The 16,857-nt window shown below is 69.4% G+C and carries 17 protein-coding genes and 1 tRNA gene; 17 read left to right on the top strand and 1 reads right to left on the bottom strand.

Features of this window, described 5'->3' with window-relative positions; genetic code table 11:
* Window positions 1-125 precede the first annotated feature (125 nt).
* The 13 genes from ACFVXE_RS08325 (at window position 126) to ACFVXE_RS08385 (ending at window position 12,688) form a co-directional block, all read left to right on the top strand.
* The gene (locus ACFVXE_RS08325) at window positions 126-440 is read left to right on the top strand and encodes a hypothetical protein (protein WP_327123688.1); all 315 of its coding nucleotides are present in this window, start codon (window positions 126-128) and stop codon (window positions 438-440) included.
* A gap of 33 nt (window positions 441-473) precedes the next feature.
* Window positions 474-860 carry a hypothetical protein gene (locus ACFVXE_RS08330; RefSeq protein ID WP_327123687.1) on the top strand — a complete coding sequence of 129 codons (387 nt, stop codon included), beginning with the start codon at window positions 474-476 and terminating at the stop codon, window positions 858-860.
* Window positions 861-886: 26 nt separating this feature from the next.
* Window positions 887-3,742 (top strand): ParB/RepB/Spo0J family partition protein, encoded by a 2,856-nt coding sequence (locus ACFVXE_RS08335; protein WP_389670222.1) that lies wholly within the window; start codon window positions 887-889, stop codon window positions 3,740-3,742.
* Between the two features lie 89 nt (window positions 3,743-3,831).
* The gene (locus tag ACFVXE_RS08340; RefSeq protein WP_389670224.1) at window positions 3,832-4,656 is read left to right on the top strand and encodes an rRNA adenine N-6-methyltransferase family protein; all 825 of its coding nucleotides are present in this window, start codon (window positions 3,832-3,834) and stop codon (window positions 4,654-4,656) included.
* Window positions 4,657-4,759: 103 nt separating this feature from the next.
* The gene (locus ACFVXE_RS08345) at window positions 4,760-5,203 is read left to right on the top strand and encodes a hypothetical protein (protein ID WP_389670225.1); all 444 of its coding nucleotides are present in this window, start codon (window positions 4,760-4,762) and stop codon (window positions 5,201-5,203) included.
* 90 nt (window positions 5,204-5,293) lie between these two features.
* A complete protein-coding gene (locus ACFVXE_RS08350; protein WP_389670226.1) occupies window positions 5,294-6,292 on the top strand; it encodes a hypothetical protein in 999 nt (332 codons plus the stop codon).
* A gap of 45 nt (window positions 6,293-6,337) precedes the next feature.
* Window positions 6,338-6,799: a hypothetical protein gene (locus ACFVXE_RS08355; protein WP_389670227.1), complete on the top strand. Its 462-nt coding sequence runs from the start codon at window positions 6,338-6,340 to the stop codon at window positions 6,797-6,799.
* Window positions 6,800-6,901: 102 nt separating this feature from the next.
* Entirely contained in the window at window positions 6,902-7,324 is a 423-nt protein-coding gene (locus ACFVXE_RS08360; RefSeq protein ID WP_389670228.1) for a hypothetical protein, read from the top strand.
* A 76-nt stretch (window positions 7,325-7,400) separates the two neighbouring features.
* Window positions 7,401-8,327, top strand: a complete 927-nt coding sequence (locus ACFVXE_RS08365; RefSeq protein ID WP_389670229.1) for a hypothetical protein — start codon at window positions 7,401-7,403, stop codon at window positions 8,325-8,327.
* A gap of 166 nt (window positions 8,328-8,493) precedes the next feature.
* Window positions 8,494-10,284 (top strand): DNA cytosine methyltransferase, encoded by a 1,791-nt coding sequence (locus ACFVXE_RS08370; RefSeq protein WP_389670230.1) that lies wholly within the window; start codon window positions 8,494-8,496, stop codon window positions 10,282-10,284.
* Between the two features lie 111 nt (window positions 10,285-10,395).
* Window positions 10,396-10,710: a hypothetical protein gene (locus tag ACFVXE_RS08375; RefSeq protein WP_389670231.1), complete on the top strand. Its 315-nt coding sequence runs from the start codon at window positions 10,396-10,398 to the stop codon at window positions 10,708-10,710.
* Between the two features lie 136 nt (window positions 10,711-10,846).
* On the top strand, window positions 10,847-11,818 hold the full coding sequence (locus ACFVXE_RS08380) for a magnesium chelatase domain-containing protein (protein ID WP_389670232.1): 972 nt from the start codon (window positions 10,847-10,849) through the stop codon (window positions 11,816-11,818).
* A gap of 84 nt (window positions 11,819-11,902) precedes the next feature.
* Window positions 11,903-12,688, top strand: coding sequence for a hypothetical protein (locus ACFVXE_RS08385; protein WP_389670233.1), 786 nt, complete (start codon window positions 11,903-11,905; stop codon window positions 12,686-12,688).
* Between the two features lie 241 nt (window positions 12,689-12,929).
* On the opposite strand, the gene ACFVXE_RS08390 is transcribed toward ACFVXE_RS08385, so the two are convergent.
* Entirely contained in the window at window positions 12,930-13,550 is a 621-nt protein-coding gene (locus ACFVXE_RS08390; protein WP_389670234.1) for a hypothetical protein, read from the bottom strand.
* Between the two features lie 135 nt (window positions 13,551-13,685).
* On the opposite strand from ACFVXE_RS08390, the gene ACFVXE_RS08395 reads away from it, so the two are divergent.
* From ACFVXE_RS08395 to ACFVXE_RS08410, 4 genes are all read left to right on the top strand, one after another.
* Window positions 13,686-13,759: transfer RNA gene (locus ACFVXE_RS08395), tRNA-Gly, on the top strand.
* A gap of 137 nt (window positions 13,760-13,896) precedes the next feature.
* On the top strand, window positions 13,897-15,243 hold the full coding sequence (locus tag ACFVXE_RS08400) for a hypothetical protein (RefSeq protein ID WP_389670235.1): 1,347 nt from the start codon (window positions 13,897-13,899) through the stop codon (window positions 15,241-15,243).
* Entirely contained in the window at window positions 15,240-16,178 is a 939-nt protein-coding gene (locus ACFVXE_RS08405) for a ParB N-terminal domain-containing protein (protein ID WP_389670236.1), read from the top strand. Before ACFVXE_RS08400 ends, ACFVXE_RS08405 begins: the two co-directional genes overlap by 4 nt.
* Window positions 16,175-16,828, top strand: a complete 654-nt coding sequence (locus ACFVXE_RS08410; RefSeq protein WP_389670237.1) for a hypothetical protein — start codon at window positions 16,175-16,177, stop codon at window positions 16,826-16,828. Before ACFVXE_RS08405 ends, ACFVXE_RS08410 begins: the two co-directional genes overlap by 4 nt.
* The last annotated feature ends 29 nt before the right edge of the window (window positions 16,829-16,857 follow it).

Genomic DNA, 16,857 nt, shown 5'->3' on the forward strand with positions numbered 1-16,857 from the left:
CGACCGGTCGGCAGGGCTCTGACCTGCAAACTTTCCCGATCTCTCCCCGTCACCCCGGTACCCCCGGGAGAGATCAGCGTTAGTCATAGTGTCGACCCACTAAACCACCCCCATGGGAGAACGCCATGCGCATCGAGACCCTGATCGAGGACATCACCCTGGTCGCCGAAGCCGGAGACGCCGAGGACGCCCTCGACCTCTCCCGGCAGCTCATCCGCAAGGGCAACACCAAGCGCGCGATCGACGTCCGGCGCACGGTCGTGCGAGGCGTTCTCGACCGGGCCGCCCTCCGCAAGCTCGCCGTGACCGTCGCCGAGGACGCCGCGAAGCACCAGCGGTGGGTGCAGGCCGAGTGGAGCTCGCTCGCCCGCGAGGCCCGCACCCTCAACCTGCCCGCCCAGCTGACGACCGCGATCGGCCAGATCGCACGCACCGCCTGACCACCCACCCCCAATCAGAAGGAGGTTCGCCAGATGGCGGACGTCACGATCACCGAAGGCGACCTGTTGCGCGCCGCACTCGCGAAGGCCGGACGGCAAGCCTTCCTCGGCGGCGAGGGCGGCATGAGCTACCTGATCCTGGCCGTCACCCCAGCCGGCCAGGACAGCGAGCAGCGCGCCTACGGCGGCCCGCACCTCCTCATGTACGCCGGTGAGCAGGCCGACCGACCGGCGGCCAAGCACCGCGAACCCTGGTCGGCCCACCTGCACGACGCCCACGGCGACTACGTGGACACCGTCTTCGACGGCTCACCCGCCCCGCTCGACGCGGCGGCCGACGCGGAGCTGTGCGCCACCAAGGTCCTCGCCTGGCTCGGCGAGCACCTGGGCGACGCCGCCCCCCGCCCCGACCACGCCTGACCACCCAGACGAAGGAGTCGCGCCAGATGGCAGACATCACGATCACCCACACGCGGGCGGAAGGCACGCTCCTCGAAGGCTCCCGGAAGGGAGACGGCGTCTTCGAGATCGTCAGGGATCACGGCTTCTGGTTCTCGCGGAACGTGACCGGCCTCTACATCCGGCGGTCGCAGGACAAGGAAGCCCAGATGTGGCGGATCGACGGCGCAACTGCCGCCCTCCGCGCGGCCGGTCACGAGGTGACGGTCACGATCGACGAGGACACCCGGAGGTCGTTCGCGGAGGCCGAGGCCGACCGCGAGCAGCGCGCCGAGGACCGGGCCGAGCGGTTCGGCGACCGCGCGGACCGCGCTGCCTCCTCCGCCGACGCGCGGCGCGCGGCGGCCGACGACATCAGTCGGCGGTTCGAGTTCGGCCAGCCGATCCTCGTCGGGCACCACAGCGAGGGCCGCGCCCGTCGTGACGCCGCGCGGATCGACACGAACATGCGGAAGTCGTTCGAGGAACGCGACCGGGCCGGGTACTGGTCGGACCGGACCCGGGCGGCCGAGAACTACAAAGCGCACCGGATCGATCCGCAGCGCACCCTGCGGCGGCTGGACCGGCTGAAGGCCGACCTGAGGAAGCAGGAACGGGCCCACGCCAACGCGGTCGAGAAGGGCTGGGTCTCGGTGGGTCGGCACGCCCGCCTCATCCAGGACCTGACCGAGGAGATCGCCCACTGGGAGCAGCTCGTCGAGAAGGCCAAGGCCGACGGGGTCAAGGTGTGGGGCCCGGACGACTTCGCGCCCGGCGACTACGCGCTGTACGCCGGCTCCTGGTACGGAGTGGCCCGGGTCAACCCCAAGACGCTGTCCATCGCCTGGAACCTGCGGCTGGCCCCCAAGCAGGTCATGAGCCTGGAAGACGCCACGCTCAACGGGCGGGTCTCGACGCACCCGGCCGACTACACCCAGGTACAGGGCCGATGCCCCGGAGAGGCGATGGACGCCTTCCTCGCCGACGGGAAGGTCCCCGGCAAGAAGTCGGCCCGCGAGGCATCGGAGGCGGCACCGGCCGACGCCATCCGCGAGGCACAGGCCAAGGCCAAGGCGCAGAAGCCGAAGAAGCGCACCGACCCGAAGATCCCGAAGCGGATCAAGGTCGAGTGCCGGTGGGACGCCACCGAGGCGACGTTCACGTGGCTCAACGGCAACAGTCAGCCGCACAAGGGGCACCCGCCCGTGACGATCACCGCGCCGGACGGGGTGAAGTTCACCGAGTCGGTGTGGTCGGAGTCGCTGCTGTCCCAGGTGACCGCCCTCCTGACCGGGGCCGGGCTGACCTACGGGGCAGGGGCCTGGACCGGCGGCCCGGGGCGCGGCATCGTCCGCGCCATCGAGCCGGTCCCGGAGGTGGAACCGGAGGCACCCGCGGTCGACGAGCAACCGGCTCCGGAGCCCCCGGCCGAGGAGCCCCCGGCGGCCGACGTCGCCGCGGTCGTCGACGACGGCCAGGCCCCGGCCGACGCCCCCTCAGAGGTGCCCGCCGAGGACACGGCCGGAGGTGAACAAACCGCCTCTGACCTGCGATTTCTTCTGAATCACCCGGTACCTCACGGAGAGTCACGCGTTAGTCATAGTGTCCACCCACTAAATCCCACACCGCACAGTGAGAGGCCGGACGCCATGACCGACACCACCGCCACCGCCCAGGTCACCGAGGTCACCGAGACGGCCCCCGCGAAGAAGGCCCCGGCCGCCAAGAAGGCCCCCGCGAAGAAGGCCCCGGCCCAGAAGGCGGCCATCGAGCCCACCAAGGTCAGCAAGCGCCGCGAGGTCGTCGCCGAGAAGGTCGCGACAACGGCGGCCGAGGTGAAGTCGGTCCAGAAGACGATCCCGATCGACCGGATCGACCGCGACCCGAACCAGCCCCGCGAGATCTTCGACCAGGCCAAGCTGGAGGAACTCGCCGGCTCCATGCGCGAGCTCGGACAGCTCCAGCCGATCACCGTCCGGTACGACGCCGGAACCCGCAGGTACACCATCATCATGGGCGAACGCCGGTGGCGGGCGGCGGGCATGGCCGGTCTCACCGAGATGGCCGCCCTCGTCCTGCGCGGCGTCGAAGCGGACTCCCGCGAGATCCTGGCCATGGCCGTGGCTGAGAACGTCGGCCGCGCGGACATGACGCCCATGGAAGAGGCCAAGGCGTTCAAGCGGCTGGAAAAGGGCGGCTACACGATCGACGAGATCGGCGGAGTCTGCGGCAAGTCCCCGGCATACGTCGGATGGCGGATGGACCTGCTCAGGCTGTGCGAGCCCGCACAGGAAGCGGTCGCCAAGGGGCACCTGTCGCTGAACCTGGCCTGGTACGCCTCCCAGTTGAGCTGTGACAACCAGCTGCGGTTCCTGGCCAAGTACGCGCGCGGCGCCTTCAACAGCGACCGCGACGCCGAGGCGTTCGTGAAGGCCGCCCGGATCGAGGAGGAGCGCCGCGAGTCCCAGGGGTCGTTCTTCGTCCTGGCCGACGAGACCCCGGCCAAGCCGGGCGACGTTCAGGAATCGCTCCCCGGTGCGCACGACGTCCCCGAGGAGGAGCGCGAGCGGATCATCGCCGACCGGACGAAGCTCACGAAGAAGATCGACAAGCTCTCGACCGCCGGAGAGATCCTGTCCGAGCTGGCCACCGCCGACCCCGAGGAGCTGGCCCTCCTGCTCGCCGGAGTCGCCGGGGGAGTCGGTGCACACCAGCACCGCATCGAGCACCTGCGGAGCCTGACGACGAAGGTCATCAAGAACCTGCGCGACGCCCAGGCCATCGCAGCCGTGCGGGCCGGTGCCATCGAGATCAACCCGGACGCGGTCGCCCCGGCGGCCCCGGCCGAGGTCGACGCCGCCTGATCTGCCTGCTTCCAGGCCCGGACTTTAGTGGGTACCCACTACGACCGTGGGTGCCCGCCCCGAACCCGACCGTGAACCGAAGGAGCCTCATGCGATTCCCGACCGACGTCCTCCGCGTCCTGACCGACCCGCGCACCGTCATCAGCGGCGACCTGGTGCGGATCCCGTTCGAGATCGACCGCGTGGTCTACGAGCAAGTGAACTCGGTGCTCAAGGCGATGAGCGGGAAGTGGGACGGCCGCAAAGCGGTCCGGGGCCACGTCTTCCCGTACCGGATCGAGGAGTTCATGCGTCACTGCCTCGCGGCCGGCGAGTACTCGACGAGTCGCGACCAGGGCTGGTTCCCGACCCCGCCCAGCCTCGTCACGCAAGTCGTGGACCTCGCAGGCGTCGACGCCGGGATGACCGTGCTGGAACCCTCGGCCGGCTCAGGAGCCATGACGGCCGAGATCGTCAAGCGCGGCGGAGTCGTCGACGCCGTCGAGCTCGACTCCCGCCGGGCCGAGCTGCTGCGCGAACAGGGCGACAGCCGCCGGGTCGTGGAAGGAGACTTCCTCGGCCTCGACCCGCTCGACTACGCGGAAGGGTTCGACCGGGTGGTGATGAACCCGCCGTTCTCGAACGGGCTCGACCACATCAAGCACGCGATCGGGTTCATGAAAGACGACGGGATCCTCGTCTCGATCATGTCCCAGGGCCTCATGTGGTGGTCGGACAAGGCCAGCACCGAGTTCCGCGAAGTGGTCGAGGAGGTGGGAGGGGAGATCGAGGTCCTGCCCGACGACTCGTTCGCCGTGTGCGGAACGTCGATCCGGACGTGCCTGGTGTTCCTCCCCGGTTACGCCGGGGGCCCGCTCCGGACGCACGACTGGCTGAGCCGCCAGCCGTGCCAGCTCGACCTGTTCGCCGCGTAGACCCCCCGCAACACACCCTGGATCTAGGGTTGTTCAACTGGCTCTCATAGTGGGTAGCCACTAAAGTTGATCTTGTACCCATCAACCACACGAAGGGCAAGGAATGGACGCCATCCGCCTCGCGACCTGCACGTACCAGGAGTTCGCCCCGCACATGGGCACCCCCGTGCGCACCACGGCCGGCCACCCGCGGTTCTCCCTCCCTTACCAGCTCGCCGGTCACGCGCGCCTGATCACCCCCACACGGGAGCTGCTGAAGATCAACGCCCGGGACGCCTACGAGTTCAGCTACCGCCGACTGCTCAACGGCAACGGACTCGAGAACATCCGCCGCGAGCTGGCCACCATCGCCGCCGCCAGCGGCTCGGACGGCCCGCTCGTCCTGCTCTGCTTCGACCGCTTCGACAAGCTGAAGCCGCCGAACGACTGGTGCCACCGCTTGCAATTTTCGAAGTGGTTCACCGAGCAGACCGGCGAAGAAGTGCCCGAGTTGGGCGCCAAGCCGATGACGGCCGCGAAGGCGCCGCCGACGCTGTTCGAGCTCTAAGCGAGCCACACCCCGGGCGGGCGGGGGCGGGAATCCCCGCCCACCCGGGAGCCAACCGAACTCACCTCACAGCACGCAAGGAGCGTCACCATGTCCCGCGACAGCAACATGATCCAGACCCGCGTCTGCATCGACGACATGCTCGGCCCGTTCGACTGCAAGCTGAACCCCGCCAACCGGTGGAACGGGTGGCTGAGCCCGTACTTCACCCTCGACACCGCCCGGGAGCTGTCCGCCCAGACGCTCCGCGAGGCCGACGAGTACGGCTACGACTGCGTCGACACCATCCACGTCATCGACGGGCGCGCGGACAGCCAGGACACCGTCCACATCATCGAAGGCGGCACCTGCCGGTACAACAGCGACGACGAGCGGGGAGACGAGCGTGTAGCGATCGCCGTCCGCATCCGGTGGCGCAACGTCAGCCGGGACGCGGTCGCGGCCACCACGATCACCCACGCCACAGCGAACGACCGCAAGGCGGCCCGTCGGCGCAAGGTCACCGGCCGCGGAGCCCCGCGCACGGTCGTCGTCCACGCCCGCTGGCAGTGGCTCATCGAAGAAAGCGACACCGCCGCCGACGTCGTAGCGCCCAGCCGCGACGGCCTGTACGGCATCGGCGGCTGGGAATGGACGTGGGCCTTCGCCTCTTGGTGGTGCGCGTGCGGTGAGGGCATGGACTGGCACGAGTACGACTGCACGAACTGCCACCTGAACCGCGACAGCAAGAAGGACGGCAAGCCGTGCGCCTGCGGCTGCGACGCGCTCAGGGAAGGCGTCCGCAAGGCCGGTGACATCCTGCGCGAGCTCGTCCCGAACGCCACCGCAGCCGGCCTGATCGTCGAGGACGGCCACCCGCGCCTGATCTCCGTGGCCACCGCCGACGCGATCGTCTGGACGAACGACGAGCAGGACTATGGCGCGTTCGACTACGAGCGGATCGGCGGAGCAGACGAGGCCCTACGCCAGGCACTGCTGTCCAGTACCGGCCCCGAAGCGCTCACGACCGGCGGATGGAAGGCCATCCGGAACGACCAGGGCACCGAGGCGTACGCGATCAAGTTCCCGGCCCTGCCCCGCGAGTGGTAGCGCCAGCCCCTCCTCCACCCCATCCGAACCGATCAAGGACGTCCCATGACCACTCATGACCCCCAGACCCGGGCCTACGAGCTCCCCGACAGTGGCGCCCTGTCCGCCGCAGCCCAAGCGGCCCTGGACGCGTACCACGCGGCGGCCGAACAACTCGGCCGCGTGATGGCCGTCGTCACCGCGGTGGCCGTGCGGGACATCCTGACCGGCAACGACAGTGCGGATGTCCCCTTCGACGCCAAGCACGCGGAACTCATGGAAGCGGCCGACGGCTCACTGCTCGCCACCGGCCGGTACTGGACGGCAGACGGCACGGAGACCTCATTCACCGCCACGCTCGGCACATACGCCGGGGACGAAATCTTCGACATGAACGAGTGGGTGCCCTACCTGAACTACGGCAACGAGCGTGTCTGGAAGCCCCTCGTCACCAAACTGCCCGAGCGCGACGGGCAGGCGGTCTACCGCATCGACCTCGCCAAGGCGGCTGGCCTACCCCTCGACTGACCACGCATCACCCCTGCCCCGGGATGGGCGAGGGCGGGAATCCCCGCCCGTCCCGGTGTCGCCCCATGCGCACCGACCGAAACGACCTCACGGAGAACCCCCATGATCGAAGTTCTCGTCTCCTGCAACGACCGCGACCGCTACCCGGCTTGGATCGACCCCGACGACCAGCGCGACGGCTTCGTGAAGCCGTGGTTCGACCTCGACACCGTCCGCCGGATCGCGGACGACACCCAGGCCGAAGCCGCCCGCCTCGGACACGGCTCGGCCGACACCGTGCACGTCACGGACGGCACCGTCGACGGCGACAGCCACGCGATCGTGCTCAGCATCTGCTGGATGTACCTCGGCGGCGAGCGCCACCAGGAAGCAGCCGAGATCGCCCAGCCCAACGACGACGGCCGGTACGCCATCGGCGGCCACGAGTGGTGCTGGTACGTGCTCTCGGCCGACCTTTCGCCGCTGATCCCCTTCCAGGTGAAGCGGACCCCGCTGCCGCCCCTCCCGGAGCAGCGCGCCATCTGACCTGCGGTTCCCACGGGGCGGGCACCGCGCCCGCCCCGGCTTCCCTCATCCCACCCGAAGAGATCGAGGACGTCACATGACCACTCACGCCCCCCAGCCCCCCGGCTATCCCACGCCCACCGGCTTCCCGGCGGGGACGATGATCCTGACCTGTCGCGGCCTCGTCCCGATCGAGGACGTCATCGAGGGCGACGAGGTGTTCACGCACCAGCGCCTGTGGAGGCCGGTGACGGCCACCAGGCGGACGACCGCGCCCACCGTCCGAGTCCACTGCGCATCCCTGGCCAGCGGCCTGGCGGCGACCGCCGATCGTCCGTTCCGCACGCGCGTCTCACGAGTCTTCCTGGAGGGCGGCGAGGCGGGGGAGTTGTCATCTGCGGGATGGACCAGGGCGCGGGACCTGGCCGAGGGGCACCGCCTCGCCTCGCCCCTCGACTTCGGCAAGCCGCTCCCGGTCCCTGACCTGCCCGCATCCCTCACCGGAATCGACCCGATCGAGGTCCTCCGCACAGCCGGGAACATGATCAGGCTCAAGGGAGAAGCGGCGGCGGCGCTCTGCCCCGACCTCGTCGACTGGCTGGCCGAGCACTTCGGCGGGTACGGGGCCGGTCGCCGCTTCCCTGCCTGGGCGCTGGCGATGCCCGAAGAGCTCCGACAGGCGTTCCTGGACGGCCTGGTCAACGACGGCCCCCACCGCGACCAGTTCTCGGTGCGCATGCACTCCAAGCCGTTCATGGTCGGCCTGCGGCTGCTCGTCTGCTCGCTGGGATTCGCCGGAGGCCTCAGCGACCAAGGAAGGCCCGGCAAGCAGGGCTGGCTGCTCTCGTGGAAGCGCGAAGGCGGCCGGCGCCCCGACCACGACGGGTTCCGTTGGCACCCCGTCACGCGCGTCGAACACGGGCCGACAGCCGAGGTGTTCAGCCTGGACGTCGCCGAGGACGAGTCGTACATCGCCGACGGCATCAGCGTCCGCAACTGCACGAGGCGGCTGGCGGGCCTCTGACCTGCGGTTTTCTTTGAAATCCCCCGGTTTGCCCCGGTACTTCACGGAACGTTAGGCGTTAGGCATAGTGCCCACCCACTAAGCCACGCTCCACCGGCCAAGCGAGCGGGGGCGGGAATCCCCGCTCGCTCGGCCAGCACCGACCGACCTCACGAGGAGCTCCGCCATGCCCTACATCGACTCCACTACCCGCTCCTGGGCGGAAGCCTCCGCAGAGGCGAAAGCCCCCAGCCGCGTGCGCGTGTTCAAGCATGACGGCGGCGACCTCAGCCTCATGGACTGGTTCTGCGGGGCAGGCGGCAGCTCCCAGGGCGCACACGCGGTCCCCGGCCTCCGCGTAGCACGCGCCGCGAACCACTGGAAGCAAGCCCTCCAGAGCCACGCGATGAACTTCCCAGGCGTCGCGCACTACATGGGCGATATCCGCAAGGCCCCCGTCTGGGCCTGGCCCATCTGTGACCTCCACTGGGGGTCGCCGGAGTGCACGAACTGGTCGATCGCCAAGGGCAAGAAGCGGAGCTTCGCCAAGGCGGTACAGGGCGACCTCCTCGACCTCTACGCGGACCAGGAGGAGGAGAAGTTCCAGACAGGCGAGGACGAGGACAACGCCCCCACCCAGGAGGAAGAAGCGTCGCGGGCCCTGATGGAGGAGATCCCGCTCTACCTCCGAGGTGTGATCGAGCGCGGCGGCCTGGTCAAGGCCGGGATCGTCGAGAACGTCATCGACGTCCGCGCGTGGGCCGAGTGGGACAGCTGGCTGCGCGAGTTCCACAAGATGGGCTACCGCACGAAGGTCATCGCGCTGAACTCGATGCACGCCGACCCGCGCAGCGTGCACCGCTGCCCGCAGTCCCGTGACCGGCTGTACGTCGCCTACTGGCACAAGAGCCTCGGCCGCACGCCCGACTGGGACAAGTGGCTGCGCCCCGCGGCCTACTGCCCGGACTGCGACGAGGTGGTCATGGCGCTCCAGGTCTTCCGCCAGCCCGGCAAGGACATGGGCCGGTACCGCCAGAGCTACGACTACCGGTGCCCGCGCTCCTCGTGCCGCGCCCTGGTCGAGCCCGACGTCCTCCCGGCCGCGGCGGCGATCGACTGGTCCATCAAGGGCACGCCGATCGGCAGTCGGCCCAAGAGCAAGGACTGCCCCGAGGGCCTGGCGCCAGCGACGATGAAACGAATCCGGGCCGGGGTCGCCCGCTACTGGCCGCAGCCCGGCGGTCCGATCGACGAGGACGAGCAGGGCGCCCTGTTCGGCGACGCCGAGCAGCAGGCGGCGCGGCTCGCTCCGCTCCTCGTCCCCACCGGTGGCACCTGGCGGACCGGCGGGACCAGCGTGGACACCCCGATGCCGACCCGGACGACGGTCGAGAGCGACGGCCTGGTGATCCCGCCACTGCTGATCCCCTGCGAGGGCCGCGACGGCAAGAAGGCGATGCGCCTGGACGACCCCCTGCGCACCCAGACCGCCCGGGCGGAGACGGCGATCGCCTATGCACCGTTCGTGGTGCCCATGCGGGGCGGCGGCGACAAGGAGAAGGCGCGGCACACGGGCCACCCGCTCCACACCGTCTCGGCCGGCGGCAACCACCACGGCCTCGTGACCACTGAGCGGAGCCTGCTCGTCCCGTACTACGGCAACGGGCAGGCCCGGCCGACGTCCGAGCCGATCGGGACCCTGCCGACCCGCGACCGGTACGCGCTGCTCGACGGCAGCGGCCAGTACGACTTCTCGAAGGTGCTGTTCAGGATGCTCCAGCCCCACGAGATCGGCAGGGCAATGGCGTTCGCGGACAAGTACCGGGTGCTCGGGTCGAAGCGGAATCAAGTCCGCCAGTACGGAAACGCCGTAACCCCCAACGCGGCCGAGGTGCTGTTGTGCGCCCTGGTCGAGTGCATCACGGGCGAGGAGATCGACCGCTACGCCAACCCGGAGCGCATGGCCCTGGCCGTCTGACCTGCGGAAACTTTACCCGAATCCCCTTGCCCAAATGGATTACCCCAAGTCGTCTTGGGAAATGATGTAAGTAGAACCACTCACCACTTCCCCCCCACACAGGGAGCCAGCATGCGAGCCACGATCCGCAGGGCCAAGTACGCCGACCTCGTCATCGACGTGACCGCCGCAATGGCCCAACTGGAGATCGACGACTGCGCCACGTACTACCGGCTCACCGAGGTCGACAGGCCGGGCCGGGAGCCCGAGATCACCGAAGAGGTCCTGAGCGGCTATCAGGTCAGGTCGCACATCAGCCACCAACTCCTAGTGGCCATGGAGGAGATCGAGCAAAGCAGCCCGGACGAGGTCACCATCCTCCGCACCAGCCCGTACGTGTTCCAGCCGGGCGGGCGTCAGAGGGGCACCTACTCGAAGGTCTGCTAGCTGGCGGCGGCCGGTGGGGCGCAAAAGCGAGGGAATCCCACCGGCCGCCAGACGCAGCCCAGCACCGAAGGGCCTCACAACCCGACCAGGCGCGTGCGGCCCACCGTACCCCCCAGCCAGATCACCGGAGGAACGCGTGAGCACCGAAACGACCACCGAGACCCGCGAGTTCATCATCGTCGGCCAGGACCAGGGCACCAGCTACCTCCTGTGGGACGTCGCCCCGTCCCCGACCGACGCCACGAAGCGCGCCATGGCGCTCGAGGAAATCGAGATCGACGCGCACGACGCGTTCGGCTCGGTCCACCTGGAGCACGCCACCAGCGCCCGCGCGGCCGTCGATCAGCTTCTCTCGGCCCTGCGCGAGCAGTCCGGCCTCGACGACTACCCGCTGAGCCCGGCCAGCCAGCTGGAGAGCTGCCAGGCGGCCCCCGAGCCCCAGCCGGCCACCGAGCCCGCCCCCGAGCCCGAGCCGTACGGCAAGGCGCACGCACTGTCGGCCACCCGGGACGCCGGTTTCCAGGTCGAGGCCAGCAGCGTCCCCGGCACCGCGACGTTCAGCGTGGACGGCCTGCCGGTCAGGAGCACCACCTCGACCCGCGACCGCGTACGCGCGGGGGTCATCAACAGCGGCCTGGACTGGCCGATGTCCAACGTGCTCGTGAAGATCGCCCCGATCGGGACCGATGGCGACGACGCCACCAGCGTCGGGACCAGCGGCCTGGATCTCGCGATCGCCTGCACCGTCCTTGCCGCAGCCGGACGGCTCCCCGGTGACTGCCTGGCCGGAGTCGCCATGGTCGGTGAACTCGGCCTCGACGGCGGGGTGCGCGTTCCGTACGGCTTGCCCAGCACCGTCCGCCAGATCGCCGAGCGCGGCACGACGACCGTCCTCGTCCCCAAGGGCGCCGTGGAGGACGCGGTCACTGCGGGCGTCCGGGCAATCGGTGTCGGCTCGCTCGACGAGGCCCTGGCGGTACTGACCGGCTACTGGCACCACCCGGCGAACTGCGCCCACTGCTCCGGAACGGTGGTCAGCGCCCACCAGTCGTGCACCCCGGCCGGCCTGTGCCCGACCTGCCAGAGCAGCAGCCCCGCCCAGTTCTGACCGGCGGCGCCGGGCGGGGGACGCGCATACCCCGCCCGGCGCCTGCCCTCCACCACCCGCACGCGATAGAAGGACGGCACCACCATGAGCGACGCCATTGATCAGATCCAGCTTGACGCGTACGGCCCCGACCGGTTCGCGGAGCACCAGCCATTCGGCCGCGTCGGGTACCTGTTCACCGTCCCCGGCGACTTCCCCGACGACATCCCGGCGAGCCTGCACGTCACCGCCTCGAAGATGGCCGTCTACCGCACCCGCGCCAGCGCCGCCGAGTGCTGGGAGGTCCGGGACGTGAACGGCCACCGCAAGGTGTGGGCCGAGGCCGACACCCGACGGGAAGCGATCGGCCTCGCGTTCAACGAGATCGCCCGGATCCGCCGCGAAAGCGCCGCCGAGATCGCCGAACGGCGCGTGAACATCCTCGGCCTGCCCCCGGTGGCCGTAGAAGCGCCTCCGGAGGACGCCGACGAGACCAGCAGGGTGGTCACCGACGCGGTGACCACCGCATTCTCCGCCATGTTCGAGGACGCCTACCTGGAGGTGAAGCGGACCCGACAGACAGCCCTGGCCGCCGCGGCCGCCTACGCAGCCCACCTCATCCGGCCCCACCTGCCCACCGCGGCGGCCCTCACCGTCGACGTCACCAACGGCGGACTGCGCGCCGTCCTCGACAGCGACCGCAAGACCCTCTGGTACGCGCCCGCTTGCCCGGTCGGCCTGGATGACGCCACCGTGGAGGAAGTCGAGGGCCTCATGCGCGACGCCCTCGAATTCGGTGCGGACGAGAAGTCACTCGAACAGGCCGGATGGCACAACCCGGGCGCACACGACGACACGTACGACCTGGAGCTTCCGCCAGCGCAGCAGTAGACGCCCGCCCGTGGGGCCGTGACCAGCACCAGGTCACGGCCCCACAAGTGTGTCCAAGCCGTCCACCGGCCTCGCTTCACTACCCCCAAACGGCCCGAATGAGGCGGTCTCAGCCCCGATCGCAGCCCCCAGTGATGGGTTTGCCTGCTCACTAAACCCAAGGAGAGCAACCCATGGCGGCCAGCAGAGGACAACTCGTCCTCGACCTGCCCGGCTTCGGGCAGGAAGGGCCTGATGGCGCCTACGTGCTCCCGTCATCGTCCAGGGCGGACAGCGCGACAGAAATGAACCCTTCCAAGTCCTCGCTCAGCGAGCTCAGTGCCTGCTGAGCAACCCGGGACCCAAGGGCAGCTTCCAGGTTGAAGTTAAGGCCGAGGGCTTGCGAAGGATCGCTCCCGGCCCGAGCGTTTGTGAGGCGAAAGGCCAGGCCGAGGTGGAAAGCCATGCGCTCAACTTTCCGGGCAGGTTCCTCGATCGGCTTTGGCCCAGCGAGCACGACTTCAACCCACCGACTCCTCACTTGTTCCGCGAGTTGCTCACACTCCCGGACCTCCTCAAAGGTGACCACGAGCTCGGGCGTCTCCGGTGGGTCGATGACCCCAGCGGCAATGTCTTGCAAGCGGGGGCTGATCCTCGTCTCGGCATAGTTGCGTAAGGCAGTCGCCGCGGCGATGAACTCTCTGTAGACCCCGTGCCGCGGCTCTCTCCGCTGTCGGCGGTGCTCGGCACGAGCCGCAATCTCGGCCTGCTCGCGGGCAGCCTGAGCCTGCGCACGGGTGGCCCGCGAGGTTGCCAGTGCTGCCGCAGTCGTCGCCACAGCCCCGGACAGAGCGCCCAACACGGCAGCAAGTCCAGCGTCCATGACAAGATTCTCTCACTTGGCGTCAGGTCCCGGGACCCCCGCAAGAACAGGCAGGGCACGGGATGCTTACTAAACGTGCATGTATCATTCTGTTCCGTGAGCGGCTGTCCTGAGCAGCGGCGCAGCCGACCACATGCGTCAGTAGTGCAACAGCAGCACACCCGCCTTCCGGGCGGGAGGTCCTGGTTCAAGTCCGGGCTGGCGCTCCACCACGAAGCCCCCGAACGGCCCCGGCCGGTCGGGGGCTTCGCTGTGCGCCCTGGCCTGCATTGATGCCCCAAGGGTGACCCCGCCAGGTCGGCTAACATCGCCGCCCGTCTCAGCGGAACCGTCACAGGAGCGGCCCATGTTCCACGGCTCGATCCCCGCGCCCCTTCGGTCGATCATCTACGAGCACGCCGGGACTTGGCCCGGCAAAGACATCTACGTCGGGTGCTCCGGCAACTTCACCATCGAGCGGGTTCTCAGCTCCCGCTTCGGAGCGGAGCGCCGTGTCCACGGCAACGACATCACCGCATACTCGTGCGCCCTCGGCTGGTACCTGGCCGGGGAACCGCTGGAGTACACGCTGCGCGAGGAGTACGAAGACTCCCTCGGCTGGCTGCACCCGTACCTGGAGGACCGCACGGACCTCCTCGCCACCCTGATGCTCGGCACCCGGTTCCTCCAGTACGTCGGGAAGGAAGGCCCGTACTACCGGCGGATGATGGATGCCACCCAGGACCAGTGGCCCCGCATGCACGAGAAGACCGCCACGAAGCTCCGGGGCCTGGAGACGACGCTCGGTTCGTTCTTCGCCGGCGACGTCCGTGACTACCTTGACCAGGTCCCGCCCGAGGCCCCCGTCGTCATGTTCCCGCCGTTCTACTCCGGCGACTACACCAGCCAGTTCGCGCCCATCGACTCGGCGTTTGCCTGGCCAGAGCCGGAGTTCGGCGAGCTCGACGAGACCGGCAAGGAACGCATCATCGAGCAGGTGCAGGACCGGCCGAACTGGGTCCTCGGCCTGCACATCGAGCGCCCCGAGCTCCGCGACCAGCTGGCCGGGGTCGTCCAGACCGCGAACCGCGGCCTGCCGATCTACGTGTACGCCGCGGACGGGCCCCGGCGCATTGTCCGCCCCCGGCAGCCCATCGAGACGATCCCCATGCCGAAGATCGGCAAGGACGAGGAACTCGGCGACCGGATGAGCCTGCACATCCTGACCGGCGGCCAGTTCGCCGCCGTCCGGTCACAGTTCATGTCGAAGACGATCCTGCCCGGGTCGCCGCTCATCGCGTGCGGTGTCGCCGTCGACGGGAAGCTCATCGGCGCGTTCGCGTACCTCCCGCCGAAGTTCGACCCGAACACCGCCTACCTGATGTCGGACTTCCCCGTGTCGTGGACCCGGTACCGGCGCCTCGCCAAACTGATCGTGATGGCGGCCTCCACGAAGGAGGCACAGCTCCTCATCCAGCGATCCCTGTCGAAGCGGATCACCGGCTGGGCGACCACCGCGTTCACCGACCGGCCCAACAGCGCGAAGTACGGGCGCGGCATCCCCGGCGTGAAGCTCCAGAAACGCTCCGAGCCCGGCGACGCCGGCGACGGCATCCACCGCTACCAGCTCCAGTACGGCGGCCCCCTCGGCGGCTACGACCTCGCCGAAGCCCTGGACCTGTGGAAGACCAAGCACGGTAAGGACATGCGATGACGAACCTCCCTGCACTGCGGCCCCGCCTCGTACGCCGCGACCCCAGCAGCCTCCAGCTCCTCCCAGTTAACGCCCGCTTCATGCGGAAAGAGGAGTACGACCGGCTGGTCGAGAACGTCCGCCGCGACGGCTGCCTGACCAGCGTGCCCCTCGTCTACGGCGGCGGCGAGTACGACGAAGGCCGCGAGCTCGTCCTGTCCGGCAATCACCGCACCATGGCGGCCGTGGATGCCGGGGTCGACACCATCGACGTCATGCTCATCGAGGAGCACCTCGACGAGCAGCAGCTCATCGCGATCCAGCTGTCCCACAACAGCATCGCGGGCGAGGACGACCCCGCCACCCTCAAGCAGCTGTACGAGCAGCTCGACGACGTCGACTGGCGGGCCTACTCCGGCCTCGACGACGACCAGCTCCAGCTCCTCGCCGAAGTCAGCCCCGAGGGCCTGTCCGAGGCCAACCTCGACTTCGCGACCGTCAGCCTCGTGTTCCTGCCCCTGGAGCTCGAAGCGGCCCGCGAAGCCTTCGACCAGGCCCGCCTCGGCCAGGACGCCTCATGGCTCGCCGCACGCGCCGACTACGAACAGACCCTCGACACCCTCGCGTCCACGCACGCGGCCCACAAGGTCGGCAACGTCGCGACCGCCCTCCACGCCATCCTCACCATCGTCGAGAACCACCTCACCGACCTCCAGGCCGGCTACCAGTCCCCAGACGGCACCCCCCTGCACTCCGGCACCGTAGGGCTTGAGACCGTCCTCGGTGCCCGCTCACTCCCAGCACCAGCAGCCGTCACGATCAACAAAGCCATCTCAGCAGCAGAGGGCCGTGGAGAGATCGAGCAGGGGCAGGGATGGCGCCTCCTTGAGCGCTTGGCAGGGGAGTACCTGTCTGGACCGAACTACGCCAGCACGGCCCCGGAAGGTCAGTCGTGACCACGAACGACCCGATCACACTCGACCCCGCACTCGACCCCTGGGAGCGCCAGCCCAAGGAGTCAGCCCGCAAACACGGCCAATTCGCCACGTACCGGGACCTCGGGCGCGCCAGAACCTTGGTCAAGGCTGCGGAGAGCCTGACACTCGCGCCCGGGCACGTGAGGAACGTCGCCGTCGAGTTCCGGTGGCGGGAGCGCGTCGAGGCGTACGACCGGCATCTGGACCGCCTGTACGAGGCCACGTGGCTCGAAGAGCGCCGCAAGGCAGCCGAGACGGACTCGAAGATCCTGGGCGCAGCGATCGGGAAACTGGCGCAGCGCCTGGGCACGCTGAACGCCGCTGAGCTGTCGCCGGGGGACTTCATCCGGCTGATGGACGTGGCCATGCGGCACCGGCGCGTCCTGTTCGGCGACCCCACGGAGACGATCGCGGTCACCGGCCAGGGCGGGAACCCGCTTGCGGTACAGCTCGCCGAGTTCGCGCAGATGCCCGCCGAGCAGCGGCGCGTACGCCTCGCGGACCTCGCGGCGTCGGTGAACCGGCGGCTCCGCGCAGTCGACGGCAGCGACGACGACGAGGACGAGCCCCAGGTCGACGACGATGATGAGCCCGCGCTGCACGTCGACGATGGCGGCGACGAAGGGTGACGAGGCAGCCGGCCGCCGATGACCTGCGG

The sequence above is a fragment of the Streptomyces sp. NPDC058231 genome (assembly GCF_042882275.1).
Classification (GTDB): domain Bacteria; phylum Actinomycetota; class Actinomycetes; order Streptomycetales; family Streptomycetaceae; genus Streptomyces.